Below are 20,038 nucleotides of genomic sequence, written 5' to 3'. Positions count from 1 at the left end.
GAGAACCGGGCAGGGTGGTGCTAGGAGGCGCTCACGATCAGTGACAGCTGCTCAGCGACCAGTGCCAGCTCGCCATCGGCAACCCGCTCGACGGCCTTGCGCTGGGTCAGCAGCCACTGGCCGGGCAGGCGCGCATCCAGTGACACCAGCTGCGAGCGTACCCGCACCTCGGACCCGCTCGGCACCGGCGCCAGGAAGCGGACCTTGTTCAAGCCGTAGTTGAGCACGTGTGCGATGCCGGGGAAGCCGGCAAGGGCGGCCACATCGTCCTCCACCGTCAGCGAGAGCAACAGGAAGCCGTGTGCGATGGTATGCCCGCCCGGCATCTGTGCCTGCGCCCGCGTCGGATCGACATGGATCCAGTTGTGGTCGCCGGTAGCGTCGGCAAAGGCATCGATGCGTGACTGGCTCACGCGGGTCAGGCCACTCAGCCGCTCACTGGCCGCCCACTGCTGCAACGCCTGCAGCGCAGGAGGCAGCCCGCTGTCCGTACTCACGCCACCCGCTCCAGCAAGGCCAGGATCGCGTCACGTGCCTCAGGCTCGGACAGCATCGGTGCGTGCCCCACATCGGGCACTTCCACCAGGCGGGCGTTCTCCGAGGTGGCCGCCATCTGCCGGGCGACATCGGCCGGCAGAATGTCGGACAACGCACCGCGGACCACCAGCACCGGCACCCGTGCGGTCAGCCCGCGTACCGCACGCCACAGCACCGGCCGCAGCAACCACAGCAGCCAGGGACGGGTGGTACGGATCACCGCCGGGTCGTAGTCCAGTTCCAGCAGGCCATCGCTGCGTGGGCGGAAGGTGCGCACCGCCATCTGCCGCCAGTCGTCGGTGCTGAAGCGCGGGAACGCGGCCTTTCCGATGGATTCCACGTAAGCCGTGGCCTGTTCCAGATCCATCGGCGGCACCGGCTTGCCGGCGTACTTGCCGATTCGTGCCAGCGCCTCACGCGGCACCTTGGGGCCAGCATCATTGAGCACTGCCCCAGCAATCCGCTCAGGTGCACGCGAGGCGAGGGTAATGGTCACCAGAACACCCAGCGAGGTGCCGACGAACACTGCCTTGTCGATGTTCTGCGAGCGCAGCAGCGCGACCATGTCATCCGCGTAGGTGCGCGGGTTGTAGCTGGACGGATCATGCGCACGTTCTGAACCGGCGCGGCCACGCAGATCGACGGCGATCACGCGCCAGCCCTCGGCGGTGAGTGTTTCGGCCAGTGCATCGAAATCGGCACCATTGCGGGTCAGGCCGGGAATGCAGACCACGGTGCCGCGGGGCGCCTGCCGGGCGTCCGCTGCATGGTCGCGCGCGTGCAGGCGCAGGCCATCGTCGCTGTTCCAGTACAGGTCGTCGTAAGACTGCGTCATGCAGAAGCTTCCTGAAGATCGTAACGGATGCGCTAGAAATCGTAACGGACGCTGAGGCTATATTGGCGCGGCGGGCCATAGAAGCCAATCAGCGTGCCGACTGCAGGAATGTTGTAGCCAGTAGTGCGGTATTCCTTGTCGGCCAGGTTGGTGCCCTGCAGCGAGAAGGTCCACGCATCATCCAGGCGCCAGATGACGCCGGCATTGACCAGTCCGTAACCCTGCTGCCGGATCATCGGACTGAGGTCGGTGGTCGGCCACACTTCGCTCTGGTAGCTGTAGCTCACACGGGCCGACAGATTGCTGCCGTTAGCCAGGTCGGTGCGGTATTCGACGTTGAACGCACCGGAGAATTCCGGCGCATTGGTGAATTTCATCTGTTTGGCAACATTGACGCCACGGTCCATGTACTCGTCGTACTGGGTATCCAGCCACGCCAGGTTGCCGGAAATCAGCCAGTGCTGGCTGGGCAGGTACTGATATTCGACCTCCAGGCCCTTGACGGTACCGGCGCCAGCATTGGTGAAATCACCGAAGAAGGAATCATCGATGCCATCGCCATTGGTATCCAGGCCGGTGAACACCGACAGCTGGATGTCCCTGTATTTGTTGTAGAACGCCGACAGATTGAGGAACAGGCGCTGGTCGAGGAAGGCCATCTTGCTGCCGACTTCGTAGCTGTCCACGGTCTCGTCGTCGAACGGCTCGGCCGAGCGCGGCACCGCCACGGCGTTGGCGCGGATGTTGTAGCCTCCGGACTTGAAGCCACGCGTGGCCAGCCCGTAGACCATGATGTCCGGTGTGATCTGGTAGTCCAGCGAGACCTTGGGCGAGACGTTCTTGAAGTTGGTCTTCTTGTCGAAGTCCGCGGTCACCGCCACCGGCCGGCTGAAGCCCGGGTCGGCGTACAGGCGGTTGAGCACGATCGCGCGCTTATCCTCGTCGGTGTAGCGGGCGCCGACATCGAGCTTCAGCTTGCTGGTCAGGTCGAAGGTCCAGTCCGCATACAGCGCGATGCTGTCGGTCAGCACCTTGCCCTGGTTGTCGGCGAACTGGGCACTGAAGTAGTTGTTCTGGATCTGGCCACCGGCCTCGCCACTGAACTGGTACAGGCCGACCACGCCGCGCACGCGGCCGCCGGCATCGTAATTCAACTGCACTTCGTTGCTGACCTGGTCGTCGTGATAGGTGCCGCCCACGTCGGCCAGCTTGATCGGCGTGGTATCGAAGTCGATGTTGGCTTCGCTGTCCGATTCACGCTTGGCCACCACGTACTTCACCGCGATATCCTCGTTCGGCCGCCAGTTCACCGTTGCCGAAGCGCCCTTGGTTTCCACGTTGTTGAGGTTGCGCATGCCCGAGCGGATGTCGTAGCGACTGTCCATCGGCGGGTAGGCGCGCAGGAATGGATTGGGCGCCAGCATCTTCGAGCCGCGCATGCCCGACTGGTCATCGATCCAGTCCAGCGCGAACTGCACGTCGAAGTCGTCGCCCGCGTATGCGCCCAGGTTCAGGCGTGCCGCGTTGATCTGCTTGTCGCTGACCGGCTGGCCGTTGAAGGTGTTCTCGCCAAACCCGTCGTGGTTCATGCTGGCCACCGCCACACGGGCGCGCAGGCCGCTGTCGGCGCCACCAATCGGGCCACCGATGGCCGCTTTCGCATCCATCTGGCTGTAGTTGCCCACGGTGATCTGGGCGAAGCCCTCGGTCTGGGTGGGCAGGCCGCGCGAGATGTACTTGATCGCACCGCCAATGGTGTTCTTGCCATAGAGAGTGCCCTGCGGGCCGCGCAGCACCTCGATGCGCGAGACATCGAACACGTCCAGCAGTGCGCCCTGCGGGCGTGCGATGTAGACATCATCCAGGTAGATGCCCACACCCGGGTCCGCGCCCCACGTAGGGTCGGACTGGCCAATGCCGCGGATGTAGGCGGTGACCGTGCTGCTGGCGCCGCGCGCCGCGTAGATCGTCAGGTTCGGCACCTGCGCGTCCAGGTCGCTGATGTCCTGGACATTCATCCTGTCCAGCGCCTCCGACGTGAAGGCGGTGACTGCCACCGGCACTTCCTGCAGGGTTTCCTCGCGCTTGCGCGCGGTGACCTTGATGCTGTCCAGGTTGGTCGGCGAAGCGGACCTGCCTGCCGTCGGTGCGTCCTGTGCCAGCACCGGCCCGGTGGCCAGCAGCGCGCCGATCATGAGACTCAAACAATTCCGTTTCATTCGGTTCTCCCCCAGGCATGAGCGTGCGGATGGCCCGTTGCCACCCCTGCAGCCAAGGCTAGCGGTGTCATCGGCCAGCAGCGAGTGGACCTAGGTCCAGTCGGCGGCGGCCCGTGGATGCGGATACTGGGCGCGCCCCCAGCCGGAAGCGGTCTCCGGCACTACTTCATCCACGACTCACGCATGAGGATCTGGCCATGAAATCCGGAATCGATTCGATCAAGGTGGTACTGCTGGTGTTGTGTGCCTGGCTGGCGACGGTGGGCAGCGCGGTTGCCGCCGGCCCGGCCGGGCATTGGGATATCGGCCTGTATGGCAATCTGTTCGGCGCCCGCGAGTACCAGGTGTGGGTGCCGGCCGGCTACGACGACACTCAGCCGTTGCCTTTGCTGCTGGTGTTGCACGGCTGCGTCAACGGGCCCAACCTGATGGGCGAGGCGTCGGGCTTCAACGATGTGGCCGATACCGAAGGGTTCATCGTGGTCTACCCCCGGCAGAACGTCACCTCCAATCCAGCCCGCTGCTGGAACTGGCAACTGCCGATCAACCAGGCGCGCGGCAGCGGCGAGGCCTCGATCCTGGCCGGTATCGTGGACAAGGTGAAGGCGGGTTACAGCGTTGATCCGCGTCGTGTGTACGTCACCGGTATTTCGGCGGGCGGTGCGATGACCTCGATCATGCTGGCCTGCTATTCGGATGTGTTCGCCGCCGGCGCCATCCATTCCGGTGGCATGTTCAAGGGCGCGACCACGATTTCGGGTAGCGCCTATGCGTTGCTGGCTGGCAGCATCTATTCGCCTGACAGCAATGGCCGGCTGGCGTGGCAGTGTTCGGGTTCGCCGTCGCCGCGACCGCTGCCGGTGCTGGTCTTCCATGGCAGCGCCGACCTGACCGTCAATCCGGTGAACGGCCAGCAGGCCGTGCGCCAGTTCCTGCAGACCAATGACATGGCCGACGACGGCCTGGACAACGATTCGGTGAAGTACGTGCCGACCAGCACCTATCACGGCCAGGTGCCGGCCGGCCGCGCGTATACCGTCGACACCTACGCCTACGGTGGCAGGACGGTGGTCCAGCACTATGTGGTGCAGGGCATGGGGCATGCCTGGAGCGGCAGCCAGTCGGGCCTGCCGTTCACCGACCCGGAGGGGCCGGATGCCACGCTGATCACCTGGTTGTTCCTGAAGGACTACCAGCGCTGAGGGGGGAGGAAGCTTCATGGCAGGACGCGACTGGAGGTGCCGGATGGCACCCTCAGCCGCTCATGGCAATCGATTATCGTGACCGCTCGTTCCCACGACCTTCAAGCGCCGACGCATGGAATCCACGTCCACGACTCCCCGAAACCGGCAATGGCTCAATGCCGTCGTGCTATCCGCAGTGCTCCTTGCCGTCGGCTGCGGGGGCGGGAAGACACCGCCGAACGATGTGGGGGCGGCGGTCGACGAGGTGGCCCAGGCCCTGATCGAACAGCCTTTGCTGCACTCGGCCTCCATCGGTGTGGTGTACCGGGGCAAGACCTTCATCCGACATCGCGGCGGGATGATAGCCGGCAAGCCCGATGTGCCGACCGACGCAACGCTGTATGAGATTGGCTCGCTGGGCAAGACCCTGGCCGGCACGCTGATGGCCCGTGCAGTGCTTGAGGGCAGGGTGGGCCTGGAGGATGACGTTCGCAGCTTCCTGCAGGGCGACTATCCGAACCTGCAGTACCAGGGCCAACCCATACGGGTCCGTCACCTGCTGCCGCACACCAGTGGCCTGCCGAACATGCTGCCGGAACGGGCGAACACCGTGTTGGAGGACTTCACCGATCACCGCGTGCCCGGTGAACTCAGTACCCTCTATGCGCAGTACGGCAAGCCGGATTTCCTGCGGGATCTGCACGCCGTGCGGATCCCACGGATGCCCGGGAAAGAGTACGCCTACTCCAGCGCCGGGACGGAGCTGACGGCCCACATCCTGGAAGGCGTCTACAAGACCGACTACGCGTCATTACTGCGTGGCTTCTTCAGCGACGCCGCAGCAATGACCAGCATCAGGATCAGGCTGGGGAGTGCGGAAAAAGACCGTCTTGCCATCGGCTACCACAGCGACAATCCGGTGCCGACCTCGCCGATGCCACAGTTGCCGTGGGGCGCTTCCGGCAACGTCAAGGCAACGGTGCCCGACATGGTGAAATACCTTCAGTTCCAGCTGGCCAACGGCCCGGTGGTGCAGGAATCGCATCGCACTCTGGCCAGATTCGACGATGAGTTCAGCATCGGCTATTTCTGGAACATCGTCGCCGGCGATCGCCAGAAGGGTGTCTATTACGCCCACCACGGTGGCGTGCCACGCTCGCAGTGCTACGTCTACGTCATGCCGGAGCACGATCTGGGCATCTTCGTGATCACCAACCAGAGTGGTGACCAGACCGCGCGTGCCATGGAGGCGGCGATCGATACCCTGGTCGGGAGAATCGTTGCGCGTTGAACCTCCCGTTGGCGTCTTGGCCCGCGCGGCCCGTTCCGTGCACAAAGTGGCTTCGCAGGACGACTTGGCGGACAGGCCTGGAACCGATCCGGACAGGCTGCCCGGCCCCAGCGGCTGACGCCCGCAGGGCTTTGCGCTCGAACTATTGGCATTCGTCGCTGCATGCTGTCGTTGGTTGTATGGTCTCCACAACGCGATTACCGGCGCGTATCGCGCTACATGGAGTGGATCGCAAGCATCGGCCGTGACACGTCACATTAATTGCTTTTCGTGAAGGCGTAGCAGTGCTGGGGGGGCGCTGCCCGGATCTCAGCCGGTGCGACGGGCGTTCGTATGCTTCCCATCATGGGCTCATCATTTCATCGTCCAGATTTCATGAATGTCACCCGGCCATCCGGCTGGGTGCAGAGTGGCGAGCGCTGGGATCTGTGGTGGAACGGCCGTTCGGTGGCCAGTATCGTGCCGCATGCCGTGCTCGGGTTCCGCCTGACACTGGACGCCCGAAGGATGTCACAGACCAAAGTCGTGTCCGCCGCCAGCGCCCGTCAGGCGAAGCGTTACGCCGAACGCTGGTGCGCAGCGCGGCTTTGCCCACAACTACCATTGCGCGACGCTGTCGCCCGACTGGTGGAGAATGCGCCCGAACCGAGCGCCGTGCCTTCGCCTGCACTGACCCGGACGCAGCGGCAGCAGGCCAGGCGCCTGGCCGAGGCCGGCGCAAGCGAGATGGGGCGGATCAAAGAAGCGCTGGCGCCACGGCCGCGCGTGATGCCGGTCAGGCCCGAAGTGCAGGGGCGAGGTGGAACCTGGTCTGTACCTGGCCAGGTTCCGTCCTTCCCGCACCAAGAAGGGTACACATCCTCAGCCAGGGCTACGCCGAAAGCTCCTCACGCACGATTTTCGCCCCGGCGCTGAGTGCACGCAGCTTGCCGCGCGCCACCTCGCGCGGCAGTGGTGCCATGCCGCAGTTGGTGCTCGGGTAGAGCTTGTCGGCATCCACGAACTGCAGCGCCTTGCGCAGGGTGTTGGCCACATCCTCCGGCGTTTCCACCGTATTGGAGGCCACGTCAATGGCGCCCACCATCACCTTCTTGCCGCGCACCAATTCGATCAGGTCGATCGGTACGTGCGAGTTCTGGCATTCCAACGAGATGATGTCGAGGCTGGAGGTCTGCAGCTTGGGGAACGATTCTTCATACTGTCGCCATTCCGAGCCCAGTGTCTGCTTCCAGTCGGTGTTGGCCTTGATGCCATAGCCGTAGCAGATGTGCACCGCCGTTTGGCACTTCAGGCCCTCCACCGCACGCTCCAGCGCGGCCACGCCCCAATCGTTCACTTCGTCAAAGAACACGTTGAAGGCGGGCTCGTCGAACTGGATGATGTCGACACCGGCGGCTTCCAGCTCCTTCGCTTCCTCGTTGAGGATCTTCGCGAATTCCCAGGCCAGCTTCTCACGGCTCTTGTAGTGGGCGTCATACAGCGTGTCGATCATGGTCATCGGGCCGGGCAGTGCCCATTTGATCGGCTGCGTGGTCTGCCGGCGCAGGAACTTCGCATCCTCGACGAACACTGGTTTCGGGCGGCTGACGGCGCCAACCACAGTCGGCACGCTTGCATCGTAGCGGTTGCGGATGCGGACCGTTTCGCGCTTCTCGAAATCGACACCGCTGAGGTGCTCGATGAAGGTGGTGACGAAATGCTGCCGGGTCTGCTCGCCGTCGCTGACGATATCGATGCCGGCGTGCTGCTGTTCCTGCAGGGACAGGCGCAGTGCATCCTGCTTGCCTTCAATCAGGCCGTCGTCCTGCAGCTTCCAGGGTGACCAGAGCTTCTCGGGCTCGGCCAGCCATGATGGCTTGGGCAAGCTGCCTGCGGTGGAGGTGGGAAGCAGTTTCTTCGTCGACATTGCGTCTTGTTTCCTGGGGGCGAATGGGAAATCGATGGATCAGCGGGCAGCCCACTGCTCAAGCACGGCGCGGTACGGCTTGATGAAGTGCTCTTCGGTGAACTTGCCCTGCTTGACCGCCAGCTGGCTGCGCTCTTCGCGGTCGTAGACGATGCGGGTGGACGAATAGTCCTGATGCTTCAGGCTGGGCTGGTAGACCTTGCCGGCCACGGAGTTGGCGTTGTAGATCTCCGGGCGATAGATCTTCTGGAAGGCTTCCATGGTGCTGATGGTGCCGATCAGTTCCAGGTTCGAGTAATCGCCCAGCAGATCGCCCTGGAAGTAGAACGCCAGCGGCGCTACGCTGCCCGGCGGCATGAAATAGCGCACCTGCAGGCCCATCTTGTCGAAGTACTGGTCAGTGGGTGAGAACTCGCCCTGGCGGTATTCCACGCCCAGGATCGGGTGATGGTTCTCGGTGCGGTGATAGGTCTTGCTGCTGGAAACGCTGATGCAGATTACCGGCCCCTTGCTGAAGTTGGCGCGGTAGGCGTCAGACTCCAGGAAATGCTTGAACAGCTTGCCGTGCAGGTCGCCAAATCCCTCCGGAATGCCGAAGGTGGCCTTGCCCTCGTTGCTGGCCGGCAGCACCACGCTGAAGTCATAGTCACGCACGTAGGACGAGAAATTGTTGCCGACGATGCCTTCGGTACGCGCACCGGTGCGGGTGTCGACGATGGTTGGCCGCAACACCTCGATCAGCGGGAACGGATCACTGCCATCGGCACCGTCGATGTGCATCTCCACCGAGATGATGTCCAGCTCGACCGCGTAGCGGTCCGCGCTGGGGTTGTCCCAGTGCGCCAGATCGTTGAAGCGATTGTTGATCATGCTGATCGTGTTGCGCAGGTTTTCCTGGCGCGCCGCGCCGCGGGCCAGGTTGGCGAAATTGGTGGTGATGCGCGTCCCATCGGCGGGCTGGTAATCCTCGTTGAAGGGGATGCGCGTGATGCTGAAGGTGAAGGTGTCGGTCGTCATGGGAGGCGTTCCGTAGTGCGGGGCGACATCCGGATGCGGGCGAAGGCATCCGGCATTCAAAGTGCTGCGGCGGCCTCAGGGGCTGCAGAGCGATGGCGGGGCAGGGCCAGCAGTGGCATGGCTCGCCGCACCGCCAGCCGTGCCCGCTCGATCAGGGCATCGTTGTGCACGCGGCCGTCGGCGAAATCGCGGTCGGTGGCGTAGACACCCAGCGGCAGGGTGCGCGCCTGGAAGAAGCTGAAGAGCGGGCGCAGCTGATGGTCGATCACCAGCGAATGGCGCTCGCTGCCCCCGGTGGCGGCCAGCAGGATGGGGGTGTCGACCAGTGCGTCCTGATGGACGAAGTCGAAGAAGTGCTTGAACAGCCCTGTGTACGAGCCGCGATAGACCGGCGTGCTCACCACCAGTACATCGGCCTGCTCGACGGCGGCCAACTGGCGTTCCACGATGTCGGGCAGCTGCGAACGCCAGAGCGCACCGGCCAGCTGCGGGGCCAGTTCGCCCAGTTCAACCAGGTGCTGCTCGCTATGGGTCTCCTCGCCGAGCAGGCCCAGTAGATGCTCGGCCAGGGTAGCGGCCCTGGAGGGGCGCTGCAGTCCGCCGGAAACGGCGACGATTCGAAGGGGGCGGGTAGGTGAAAGCATGACCCGATGCTAGCCACGCCTTTCCATGACGTAAAATGGTATTACTTCACCAATCCATGAATGAGATTCATCGTCATGCTGGAACGGATCCACCTCAGCATCGTGCAGCAGGTCGAGCAGCAGGGCTCGCTCACCGCTGCCGCCGGCGTGCTCAACCTGACCCAGTCAGCCTTGAGCCACAGCATGAAGAAGCTGGAGCAGCAGCTCGGCACCGATGTCTGGCTGCGCGAAGGCCGCAGCCTGCGCCTGACCCAGGCCGGGCAGTACCTGCTGGCGGTTGCCAACCGGGTGCTGCCACAGCTGGACCTGGCCGAGGAGCGGCTGGGCCAGTTCGCACAGGGCGAGCGTGGCGCCCTGCGCATCGGCATGGAGTGCCACCCCTGCTACCAGTGGCTGCTGAAGATCGTCTCGCCTTACCTGGCCGCGTGGCCGGACGTGGATGTGGACGTCAAACAGAAGTTCCAGTTCGGCGGCATCGGCGCGTTGTTCGGCTACGAAATCGACCTGCTGGTCACCCCCGATCCGTTGCTGAAGCCGGGCCTGAAGTTCATCCCGGTGTTCGACTACGAGCAGGTGCTCGTGGTGGCCAAGAGCCACGCTCTGGCCAAGGTGGATTACGTGAAGCCGCGCCAGCTCGGCCAGGAAGTGCTGATCAGCTACCCGGTGCCGTTCGAGCGCTTGGATATCTACAACCAGTTCCTGCTGCCGGCTGGCATCACGCCGCGCCGCCACAAGGCCATTGAAACCACCGACATCATGATGCAGATGGTGGCCAGCGGCCGCGGCGTGGCCGCCATGCCGCGCTGGCTGGTGGAGGAGTACGCCGCGCGCATGGACGTGGTGCCCGTGCGTCTGGGTGCCAAAGGCATCCCCAAGCAGATCTATCTGGGTGCACGCGAGGCGGATACCGGCATCGACTACCTGCAGTCCTTCATCGAACTGGCCCGCAACAGCTCGCCACTTGCCGCCAATGCAGGCGGAGCCCGTTGATGGCTGCACCTGGATCACTGCGGGCGGAAGCCTTCATCAACACCTATTCACTGGAAGTCAGCGCGAAGTCCATGCCCGCGCTGCGCGCCGAAGCGAGCCGCATACCGCGCGGCACGATCATCTCCATTCCCTGGCTGGCCAGCGAGGCCGACGATGCACGCCTGGCCGCCGCGCGCATGGTGCGCACGCTCGGCTTCGAACCGATGCCGCATCTGTCTGCGCGCCGTATCGGCTCGCGTGCGGTACTCGAGCGGTTCCTGGAGCGTGCTGCCAGCGAGGCCGGTGTCGAACAATGCCTGGTAATCGCCGGTGACCTCGCCACGCCTGCCGGGCCGTTTGCTGACAGTGCTTCGATCATCGAGACCGGACTTCTTGAGCGTTTCGGCATCAAAGTCGTGGGTATCGGCGGGCACCCGGAAGGCCATCCGGTGATGAGCAGTGACGGTCGCTGGCAGGCGCTTGAACGCAAGTGCCGGGCCATCGAAGCGCGCGGCATGGCGCCGTTGATCATCACCCAGTTCGCCTTCGATGCCGAGATCGTTCTGGCGTGGCTGGCTGTGCTGCGCGCCCGTGGCATCAACGTTCCGGTGCTGGTCGGTGTGCCGGGGCCGGCCAGCATCACCAGGTTGCTGCGCTACGCCGCGATGTGCGGCGTGGGTGCCAGTGCATCGATGCTGGCCAGGTACGGCATCTCGATCGGGAGGCTGTTGGGCACTGCGGGGCCGGAGGTGTTTGTCGACCGTCTCGTGCAGGGGCTGACCGACGCCCATGGCATGATCAGCCCGCACCTGTTCCCGTTCGGCGGCATCGCGCCGTCACTGGACTGGATCGAGCGGCACCGGGTGCGTGCTTCCACTGCCGGCAGCGTAATCGGCGATGGCTGACAGCTGTCACTGGCTGCAACCGGGGTGAAAGCCAATAGTGAGCGCCAAGGCGAGGTTACCTCGCCACCACTCATCAAGGGGACCGCTCATGAACATGCTCCAGCAACTCGCCTCGCAGACGCCGATCTGGGTCTGGCTGCTCCTGGCCTTCCTGGTCACCCGTGGCATCGCCGCCATGAAGCCGGGCGAGACCTCGCTGCAGAAGCTGGCGATCGTGCCCTTCCTGTTCGCCGTCTGGGGTGCGTGGTCGATCAGTCATCGATTCGGCACTTCGTTGACCGCCTGGAGCGAGTGGCTGGCCGGCATCGCCACGGGTGCCGCGCTTGCCTGGCTGCTGTTGAATCGGCTGAAGCTGACGCTGGACCGCAGCACCGGTAAGCTCTGGCGCAGCGCGGATTTCAGCGTGCTGCCGCTGCTGCTGATCACCTTCCTGGTGAAGTACGGGTTCGAAGTCGCATTCGCGGTGTCGCCTTCGCTGTCCGCCAGCGCCGGTTTCAGTGCCGCCTACCTGCTGCTGGCGGGTGGTTTCACCGGCATCTTCGTGGGCAAGTACTGCCGCTATCTGGCCTCGCTGCGGTTGGATGCGGCGGGCAAGGGGCTGAGAGCCGCACGCTGACTGCAGGGTAGTGCCGGCCGCGGGCCGGCTTCCCTGTGTAAGCGCGTCTGCCATGTCGCGGTGCATGGAGATCCAGGTACCGCCAGGTGCAACGCGCCTCAAGCCTCCCCGCGCCACTGGCTCATCAGCATCTGAAGGAACCGCTCGGCGGTGGGCGAGAGCAGGGCGCCCCGGCGGCGGACGATGCCGATCGTGCGCGATACCACCGGGTTGCCGATGGCACGTGTCACCAGGGTGGGATGATCCCCGTCCGGCGTGGCCATCTTCGGCAGCACCGACACGCCGATACCTGCCTCGACCATGCCCAGCGACGTGGACAGGTGGGTCACTTCGTAGTGCCAGCTCAGCTTGAGGTTCTCGCGCGCCAACGCGCCGTCCAGCAGCGTGCGGTTGCCACTGGTGCGATGCACCGTGATCAGCTGATGCTCGGCCAGGTCAGCCCATTCAACCTTGCGCTTGCGGGCCAGCGGATGATCGCGCCTGCACGCCAGCACAAACGGATCCTCGGCCAGCACGTCGAAGTCGAGATTCGGATCGTTGGCGCCCATGAAGTTGATGCCGAACTCGACTTCGCCGCGTTCCACCGCCTGTAGCCCCTCTGTGGCAGGAATATCCAGGATGCGGAAGCGCACGTTGGGATGCGCTTCGTGGAAACGTGCCATCACGCTGGGCAGGAAGTAGAACGCCGCCGTAGGCAGGCACGCGATGGTGACGGTGGCGCCGCGGGTGTCCTCCCGGCCACGCAGTGAGAACAGCGAACCATCGAACTCTTCCAGCATGCGGCGCACCAGCGGCAGCAGGTTCTCACCGACGGCGGTGGTGCTGACGCTGCGCGTGGTGCGCTCCAGCAGCGGCGAACCCACGGCCTGCTCCAGCTTCTGGATCCGCCGGCTGAGTGCAGGCTGGGACACATGCAGGATTTCAGCGGCGCGGTGGAAGCTGCGGGTCTCGGACACCAGCAGGAACGCGCGCAGATCCAGGATTTCACAATTGATGCTCATCAGGTATCAATCATCCAAAAATCAGCAATTCACAGATCAATTGGGGTCATGCCAGTATCGAATCACAGAGGGGCCATTCATCCCCTATACGCATCAATCTAGCACACGTATGTCCAACGATCTGCTCAGCATTCCCTGCGTGCTCATGCGCGGCGGCACCTCCAAGGGCCCGTTCTTCCTGGCCAGCGATCTGCCGGCGGACACCACCGAACGCGATCGCCTGCTGCTGGAAGTGATGGGCTCGGGCCATCCGCTGCAGATCGACGGCATCGGCGGTGGCAACGCGCTGACCAGCAAGGTGGCCATCATCGACCGCTCGAGTCGTCCGGACGCCGACGTGGACTACCTGTTCGCCCAGGTACGGGTGGAGCAGCAGGTGGTGGACACGTCGCCCAACTGCGGCAACATGCTGGCGGCGGTGGGGCCGTACGCCATCGAACGTGGGCTGGTGCCGGCACAGGATCCGCAGACCGAGGTGCGCATCCACAACGTCAACACCGGCAAACTGATCATTGCCACCGTGGAAACGCCGGGCGGCAATGTGGTCTACCGCGGCGATACGCGTATTGCCGGCACGCCGGGATCGGCCGCGCCGGTCAGGCTCTCCTTCCTTGATGCCGCAGGCGCCCGCACCGGCAAGCTGCTGCCCAGCGGCCACGCGCAGGAAACCATCAATGGCGTGCCCGTCAGCCTGGTGGACTGCGCCATGCCGATGATGCTGGTGCGTGCCGAAGACCTGGGCGTGAGCGGCGATGCGTTGCCCGCTGAGCTGAATGCGAACAGCGCCCTGCTGACGCGGCTCGAAGCGCTGCGTATCGAGGCGGGCGCCCGCATGGGCATCGCCGACGCTGGCAACAAGGTCATTCCCAAGCCGGTGCTGCTGTCGGCGCCGCAACATGGGGGCGATCTGCAGGTGCGCTATTTCATGCCGCACCAATGCCACACTGCACTGGCCATTACCGGCGCGGTCGGCCTGGCCACCGCCGCCGTCACGCCGGGCACGCTGGCCCACACTTTGGTCGGATGCCTGTCCGTTCCCGGCAGCATTACCCTCGAACATCCGAGCGGGGCCCTGGAGGTGGGCCTCAGTCGCAGTTCGGGCGATTCGCCGGTGATTGCCAGCGTGGTTCGCACTGCACGCCGCCTGTTCGAGGGGCGCGTATACGCGACATCGCCCGCGTCCGCCGCGGCCAGTGCCACCCAAGCCCGCCAATGGACGTCAGCGGCATGATCTGAAACCGGTCGGGTCGGCACAGGCGTGTCTGCCCACCACCACAACGTAGATGCTTCACTCCTGGGAGGGATGATGTACAAGCAGTTCCTGATGGTCGCGCTGTGCGCGGCCGGGCTGGCCGCGGCCGGATGCAGCAACAGCGGCCGCGCGGAAGGCGCGTCCACGGGCAGCGCTGACAACGCGCCGGTGCGCATCAGCGTCGGTTCCTACAACCTCAACAACCTTCCGTTCTTCATTGCCGACGCCAAGGGCTATTTCAAGGACGTCGGTCTCGAAGTAAAGACGGAGAACTTCGCGCAGGGCGGCTCCAAGGTGCTGCAGGCGCTGGTGGCCAACTCCACCGATGTGGCCGTTGGCTTCTACGACCACACCATCCAGATGCAGGCCAAGGGCAAGGATGTGGTCGCCTTCGTGCTGCTTTCGCGCAATTCGGGCCTGGTGATGGCCGGTCGCGAGGATGCCACCTTCGATCCGGCCCGCCCGGACACCATCAAGGGCCAGAAGGTCGGCATCACCGCACCGGGCTCATCGTCGGATTTCTTCGTCCGTCACTTCCTCGCCCAGCACGATATTCCGGCTGACAGCATCTCGCTGATCGGCGTCGGCTCGGGCGCCGCAGCGGTCGCGGCGCTGGAGCAGGGCAAGATCGACCTGCTGGTCAACTATGATCCTGCCGCCACCCTGATCACCGAACGCAAGGTCGGCAAGATCATCCTCGACGCGCGCAGCGACGACGGCGCCCGCCAGGTCTACGGCGGCCTGTACCCGACCTCAGTGATGTACGCCAACCAGAGTTTCCTGGACAAGCGCCCGGAGGCGGCCGAGAAAATCGCCCGTGCCGAGCAGATGGCATTGAAGTTCATCGCCGACAACAGTGCCGAGGAGATTGTTGCGGCGTTGCCGGACAGCTATGTCTCCGGCGACCGCACCACCTATGCCCGCGCGGTGGAGAACGCCCGCGCGATCTTCACCCGGGATGGCCGCTTCACGCCGGCCGACCTGGAGACGCCACTGAAGGTGCTGCGTGAATTCAATACGGATGTGGCCAAGGCCAACATCGACCTGTCCAGGACCTACACCAATGCCTTCGTCGAGCGTGCCAACGCTGCGGCGCCGGCCGCCCAACCGTAAGCGGAGGTAACCCCATGGCCCTCAATGCCACCGTGCGCCAGTTCAATGGCGCACCTCAGCTGGAGCCTGCACAGACCATGGTCGCCATCAACAAGGTGACCATGTCCTTCGGCGAATTCACCGCCGTCCGTGATGTCGACATCCAGGTGGGTGACGGCGAGTTCCTGGCCATCGTCGGGCCCACCGGCTGCGGCAAGAGCACCATCCTCAATTCCGTGGCGGGCCTGCTGAAGCCGTCTTCCGGCCAGGTCAGCATCGACGGCCGCGCCGTCAGTGGTGTGCAGGAATCGGTCGGCTACCTGTTCCAGCAGGACGCGCTGCTGCCGTGGAAGACGGCTTACCAGAACGTCGAACTCGGCCTGCGCTTCCGCGGCGTCCCCGAGGCCGAGCGCAAGGCCAAAGCCAATGCGTGGCTGGCCAAGGTCGGCCTGACCGGCTTCGAGCATCGTTACCCCCATCAGCTGTCCGGTGGCCAGCGCAAGCGCGTGCAGATGGCGCAGGCGCTGATCGTCGAGCCGAAGGTGATCCTGATGGATGAACCCTTCTCGGCGCTGGACATCCACACCCGCCACCTGATGCAGAACGAGCTGCTGCGGCTGTGGCAGGAAGACCGGCGCTCGGTGATCCTGATCACCCATGACCTGGAAGAAGCCATCGCCCTGGGGGATCGCGTGGTGGTGCTGTCCTCCGGCCCGGCCAGCCGTGTTGTGCGCAGTTTCGATGTGGATCTGGAACGGCCGCGCAACGTGGCCGAAATCAAGCTGGATGACCGTTTCACCGACCTGTACCGCGATATCTGGGCCTGCCTGCGCGGCGAAGTGGAGAAGAGCTATGCACGCCAAGACTGACAAGTTCATCCAGCTGGCCCTGGTGATCGCCGTGTTCGGTGGCTGGGAAGGCGGCATCGCGCTGGGCGTGATCGATCCGTTCTTCTTCCCCTCGCCAACGGCGATCGTGCAGCAGGCCTGGACCTGGCTGTCGGATACCTCGTTCTACCAGCATGTCTACATCACGCTGACCGAAACCGCGCTGGGGTACATCATCGGTACCGGCCTTGGCGTGGCCGGCGGAGTCTGGCTCGGCCTGAGCCGGCGCTCTGCGCGCATCCTGGATCCCTTCATCAAGGGCTTCAACGCGATTCCGCGCGTGGTTCTGGCGCCGATCTTCGTGCTGTGGCTGGGCCTGGGCCTGTGGTCGAAGGTGGCGTTGGCGGTCACGCTGGTGTTCTTCACCACGTTCTTCAACGCCATGCAGGGCGTGCGTGAGGTGAACCCGGTAGTGCTGGCCAATGCGCGCATCCTCGGGGCGAGCCGCAGCGACCTGCTGCGCCATGTCTACTTCCCGGCAGCGGCCAGCTGGATCCTGTCCTCGCTGCGCACCTCGGTCGGCTTTGCGGTGGTCGGCGCGATCATCGGTGAGTACCTCGGCGCCTCGGCGGGCCTGGGTTACCTGATCGCGCAGGCCGAGGGCAACTTCAATGCCGTGGGTGTGTTTGCCGGCATCATCATCCTGGCCGCCTTCGTGCTGGTCATCGACGCCCTGCTGGACGTGGTCGAGAACAAGCTGATCACCTGGCGCCCCAACGCCCAGGCACAGGCCACCAGCTGACCAGGCCGGGCTGAGCCCGCCTGACGCGCCGCCGGGCCGATCCGGCGGCGCGCGCTTCCTCCCCCGAACTTCCCCCGCACCACCGAAACAGGCCAGCGCCAGGCCAGGGGGCCGGCTGGCCGGAGAGAGCCCATGAACCCTCCCACCGTGTTGCCGATGGCAGCGCTGTCGGTCGCGCTCGGCCTGCTGTTGGCCAGTGGCCATGCCGACGCACAGTCCACGTCTTCGCTTCCTGCGCCGCTGAGCCAGGCCGAGCTGTCACGCCTGGTGCAGCAGCAGGCGCTGCAGATCCAGCAACTGGAGGCCCGCCTCCGCGCCGTAGAGGGCGGGCAGGGCACTGCGGCCGCACCGCCCGCGCACCCAGTGCCTGCGCTGGAGACGCGGGTGGCCGCACTGGAATCCGGACAGTCCAAGTTGCCCAAGGTCTCCTGGGCCAAGGGCGCACCGGAGTTCAGCAGCGCCGACGGCAGTACCGTTTTCCGTCCCCGTGGCCGCCTGTTCGTCGACGCCTCCAGCACTGACGGTTCCGCAGTCAGCGAACGCAACGTTTCTGGTACCGAGATCCGTTCGGTGCGCCTGGGGGCCGAAGGACGCTACGGCACCCTGGGCTGGGTGGTGGAGGGCGACTTCGCCGACAACGCGGTGGCCTGGAAGTCGGTCTACGCCACGCTGGACCACACGCTGTTCGGCCTGCCGGCCGATCTCACGATGGGCAACCGCTTGAACGACCGCGGTATCGATGGCTCCAGCAGCACCTCCAACACGCCGTTCCAGGAGCGCAACGTGGTCGGCACGTTGATGCTGCCGCAGCGCGGCCTGTTTGGTGTCGGGCTGACCGAGCGCGTGTATGGAAAGGGGTGGCATGCCAGCCTGTCGGTGGCCGGCAACGACCTCAACAACGGCGGCACCGACAACGACAGCCAGACCTGGGCCACCCGCGTCCATTGGAATCCGCTGGATACCGCTGCTGCCACGTTGCACCTGGGCGCATGGGCCTTCCACGAGAAGATTCCCGCTGGGGCCAGCGGCGTGGTGCGCAGTTCGGCCATCGCCGGGCATTTCAACGATCTGGTCAAGATCACGCCGGGCACGCTGCTGGGCGCCCAGCGCAGCACCGCCTATGGTGCGGAACTGGCCGGCTTCTTCGGCCCGGCGTGGGCAACCGGCGAGTGGGGTACGCGAAGCCTGCGCGGGGCCGATGCCAGCGGTCGCTACGATCGCGACCACCAGGCGTGGGCGATCTCGGCCGGCGGGTTCCTGGCGGGCGCGCTGCCGTCCTATTCGGGCAAGGCCGGCACCTGGGGCAAGGTGAAGGTCGCCGATCCGGTGACGCGCGGCGGCAGCGGCGCGTGGGAGCTGAAGGGCCGTTACGAGGACGTGGACTATGCCGAGCTGCCCAGTGGCGGTACCGGCCACGCGTGGACCCTGGGCGCGAACTGGTACCTCAACGATTTCAGTCGGGTGATGTTCGAAGCCGTGCGTTGGCAGACCCGCCACCGCAGCGGCAGTGCGGCGGGCAGGGATGAAGGCACCACCTTCAATACCCGCCTGCAGCTGGTCTTCTAGGGCCGTGGCGCCGCCTGCATTCTGGTCACAGCAGCAACAATGCAGCGATGAGTGCAGGCGGCATCACCAGCGCGCCCACGCGCAGGAAATCGAGCGCGCTGACATGCTCGCCTTCGCGACGCAACGCCATCAGCCACAGCATCGTGGCCAACGAGCCGGTCACTGACAGGTTCGGGCCCAGATCCACGCCGACCAGCAATGCGGCACGGGTCTGCGCCGGCAGGTCCGCCATCTGCCCCAACGAACCAGCCGCCAGGCCAACCGGCAGATTGTTGGCCACGTTGCTCAGCAGTGCCGCCACGCCACCGGCCAGCCAGCTGGCCTGGTGCGGTGACGTCTTCGCCAGCGCCTGCAGCGCGCTGGCCGCACTCTGGATGGCGCCGGTCTGGGCCACTGCTTCCACCAGTACGAACAGGCCGGCCACCAGCGGCAGTACGCCCCAGGACACGTGACGCAGCAGCGGAAGCGGGCTGCGTCGCTGGCGGATCGCTACCGCCGCCACGCTCAACGTACCCGCACAGAAGGTGGTCAGGCCCAGCGGCCCGTTCAAGGCGGACGTGACCAGCAGCACCGTGCCGGTGAACAGCACACCCAGCGCACTCAGGCGCCCGCCCACGGTCAGCGGGCGATGCTCTGGCGCGGTCACCAGCGGCTGTGCGATCTCGCGCCGGTGCACCCAGCGCAGCACAAGATAGGTCGCACCGATCGCCGCCAGCGAGGGCAGTGCGAACTGCGCCAGCCACTGCAGCAGCGGCGGCATGTGCTGGCCGTACACCACCAGGTTGGCCGGGTTGGAAATGGGCAGCACGAAGCTGGCCGCATTGGCGATGAAGGCACAGACGAACAGGTAGGGCAGGGGATTGGCGCGGGCCGCCTTGCAGGCGGCGTAGACCGCCGGCGTCAGCACCACGGCCGTGGCATCGTTGGACAGGAACACCGTCACCAGCGTGCCGACCAGGAACACCAGGTCGAACAGGCGTCGCCCCGATCCGCCGGCGTGGCGGACCGCATACAGCGCCAGCCAGTCGAACAGCCCTTCGCGGCGGGCGAGCTCGGCCAGCACCATCATGCCGACCAGGAACAGGTAAACGTCACGCCCTTCGGCGACTGCGTGCCAGGTAGTGCCGAACGACACGGTGCCGCTGAGCGGAAGCAACGCCGCCGCACCGAGCGCCCACACATACTCCGGGATGCGGAACGGACGGAACAGCAGGCCGACAGTGGCAACGGCCACCGCCATCCAGATGATGAGCGAAGAATGGGAAGCGAGCATGGAGTAGGGGCGTGCGCGGTGCCGTCCATCGACCCTGCCGCCGGTTCTCCGGTGCATTTGATCGGCGTGCAGGCGCCCGCTGCGATCAGTGCAAGTGCCGGG

18 protein-coding genes are annotated in these 20,038 nt (G+C 65.2%); 10 read left to right on the top strand and 8 right to left on the bottom strand.

All coding sequences use genetic code 11. The features are described 5' to 3' along the window. Positions 1-20 precede the first annotated feature (20 nt). From HLA98_RS07300 to HLA98_RS07290, 3 genes are read right to left on the bottom strand one after another with little or no spacing between them, the layout of a single operon-like run. On the bottom strand, positions 21-497 hold the full coding sequence (locus tag HLA98_RS07300) for a MaoC family dehydratase (RefSeq protein WP_057501706.1): 477 nt from the start codon (positions 495-497) through the stop codon (positions 21-23). Then, a complete protein-coding gene (locus tag HLA98_RS07295) occupies positions 494-1,372 on the bottom strand; it encodes an alpha/beta fold hydrolase (protein ID WP_057501707.1) in 879 nt (292 codons plus the stop codon). The genes HLA98_RS07300 and HLA98_RS07295 overlap by 4 nt, the downstream gene beginning before the upstream one ends. Positions 1,373-1,404: 32 nt before the next feature. Further along, complete coding sequence (locus HLA98_RS07290; protein ID WP_057501708.1) at positions 1,405-3,567, bottom strand: TonB-dependent receptor; 2,163 nt, start codon at positions 3,565-3,567, stop codon at positions 1,405-1,407. 221 nt (positions 3,568-3,788) lie between these two features. Here HLA98_RS07290 and HLA98_RS07285 point away from each other — a divergent pair, with 221 nt between their 5' ends. Together HLA98_RS07285 and HLA98_RS07280 are read left to right on the top strand one after the other, a co-directional pair. Beyond that, positions 3,789-4,793, top strand: coding sequence for an extracellular catalytic domain type 1 short-chain-length polyhydroxyalkanoate depolymerase (locus HLA98_RS07285; RefSeq protein WP_057501709.1), 1,005 nt, complete (start codon positions 3,789-3,791; stop codon positions 4,791-4,793). A gap of 115 nt (positions 4,794-4,908) precedes the next feature. Continuing rightward, positions 4,909-6,066, top strand: coding sequence for a serine hydrolase domain-containing protein (locus HLA98_RS07280; RefSeq protein ID WP_057501710.1), 1,158 nt, complete (start codon positions 4,909-4,911; stop codon positions 6,064-6,066). Positions 6,067-6,937: 871 nt separating this feature from the next. On the opposite strand, the gene HLA98_RS07275 is transcribed toward HLA98_RS07280, so the two are convergent. Genes HLA98_RS07275 through msuE form a run of 3 tightly spaced genes read right to left on the bottom strand, consistent with a single transcriptional unit; the run spans position 6,938 to position 9,633 of the window. After that, a complete protein-coding gene (locus HLA98_RS07275; protein ID WP_057501711.1) occupies positions 6,938-7,972 on the bottom strand; it encodes a methionine synthase in 1,035 nt (344 codons plus the stop codon). Positions 7,973-8,011: 39 nt separating this feature from the next. Next, on the bottom strand, positions 8,012-8,989 hold the full coding sequence (locus tag HLA98_RS07270; protein WP_057501712.1) for a DUF1852 domain-containing protein: 978 nt from the start codon (positions 8,987-8,989) through the stop codon (positions 8,012-8,014). A 56-nt stretch (positions 8,990-9,045) separates the two neighbouring features. Then, positions 9,046-9,633 (bottom strand): FMN reductase, encoded by a 588-nt coding sequence (gene msuE / locus HLA98_RS07265; RefSeq protein WP_057501713.1) that lies wholly within the window; start codon positions 9,631-9,633, stop codon positions 9,046-9,048. A 75-nt stretch (positions 9,634-9,708) separates the two neighbouring features. Here msuE and HLA98_RS07260 point away from each other — a divergent pair, with 75 nt between their 5' ends. From HLA98_RS07260 to HLA98_RS07250, 3 genes are all read left to right on the top strand, one after another. Beyond that, entirely contained in the window at positions 9,709-10,623 is a 915-nt protein-coding gene (locus tag HLA98_RS07260; RefSeq protein ID WP_057501714.1) for a LysR family transcriptional regulator, read from the top strand. Then, positions 10,623-11,507, top strand: a complete 885-nt coding sequence (locus HLA98_RS07255; RefSeq protein WP_057501715.1) for a methylenetetrahydrofolate reductase — start codon at positions 10,623-10,625, stop codon at positions 11,505-11,507. Before HLA98_RS07260 ends, HLA98_RS07255 begins: the two co-directional genes overlap by 1 nt. 88 nt (positions 11,508-11,595) lie before the next feature. Continuing rightward, positions 11,596-12,123 (top strand): DUF6622 family protein, encoded by a 528-nt coding sequence (locus HLA98_RS07250; protein ID WP_057501716.1) that lies wholly within the window; start codon positions 11,596-11,598, stop codon positions 12,121-12,123. Positions 12,124-12,221: 98 nt separating this feature from the next. Here HLA98_RS07250 and HLA98_RS07245 read toward each other — a convergent pair whose 3' ends face one another. After that, on the bottom strand, positions 12,222-13,124 hold the full coding sequence (locus HLA98_RS07245) for a LysR family transcriptional regulator (protein ID WP_010485668.1): 903 nt from the start codon (positions 13,122-13,124) through the stop codon (positions 12,222-12,224). Positions 13,125-13,233: 109 nt separating this feature from the next. Here HLA98_RS07245 and HLA98_RS07240 point away from each other — a divergent pair, with 109 nt between their 5' ends. From HLA98_RS07240 to HLA98_RS07220, 5 genes are all read left to right on the top strand, one after another. Beyond that, a complete protein-coding gene (locus HLA98_RS07240; RefSeq protein WP_057501717.1) occupies positions 13,234-14,355 on the top strand; it encodes a 4-oxalomesaconate tautomerase in 1,122 nt (373 codons plus the stop codon). Positions 14,356-14,430: 75 nt separating this feature from the next. Next, entirely contained in the window at positions 14,431-15,489 is a 1,059-nt protein-coding gene (locus HLA98_RS07235) for an ABC transporter substrate-binding protein (RefSeq protein ID WP_049447990.1), read from the top strand. A 14-nt stretch (positions 15,490-15,503) separates the two neighbouring features. Then, positions 15,504-16,337 (top strand): ABC transporter ATP-binding protein, encoded by an 834-nt coding sequence (locus HLA98_RS07230; RefSeq protein ID WP_049447912.1) that lies wholly within the window; start codon positions 15,504-15,506, stop codon positions 16,335-16,337. Next, positions 16,321-17,097, top strand: a complete 777-nt coding sequence (locus tag HLA98_RS07225) for an ABC transporter permease (protein WP_049447913.1) — start codon at positions 16,321-16,323, stop codon at positions 17,095-17,097. Before HLA98_RS07230 ends, HLA98_RS07225 begins: the two co-directional genes overlap by 17 nt. Before the next feature lie 132 nt (positions 17,098-17,229). Beyond that, positions 17,230-18,663: an OprO/OprP family phosphate-selective porin gene (locus HLA98_RS07220; RefSeq protein WP_057501718.1), complete on the top strand. Its 1,434-nt coding sequence runs from the start codon at positions 17,230-17,232 to the stop codon at positions 18,661-18,663. Positions 18,664-18,688: 25 nt separating this feature from the next. On the opposite strand, the gene HLA98_RS07215 is transcribed toward HLA98_RS07220, so the two are convergent. After that, entirely contained in the window at positions 18,689-19,936 is a 1,248-nt protein-coding gene (locus HLA98_RS07215; RefSeq protein ID WP_057501719.1) for an arsenic transporter, read from the bottom strand. Positions 19,937-20,038 lie beyond the last annotated feature (102 nt).

It is taken from the genome of Stenotrophomonas africana (assembly GCF_013004645.1).
Taxonomy (GTDB): domain Bacteria; phylum Pseudomonadota; class Gammaproteobacteria; order Xanthomonadales; family Xanthomonadaceae; genus Stenotrophomonas; species Stenotrophomonas africana.
The sequence above is the reverse complement of the archived record's forward strand: the minus strand, read 5'-3'. Positions and strand labels throughout refer to the sequence as shown.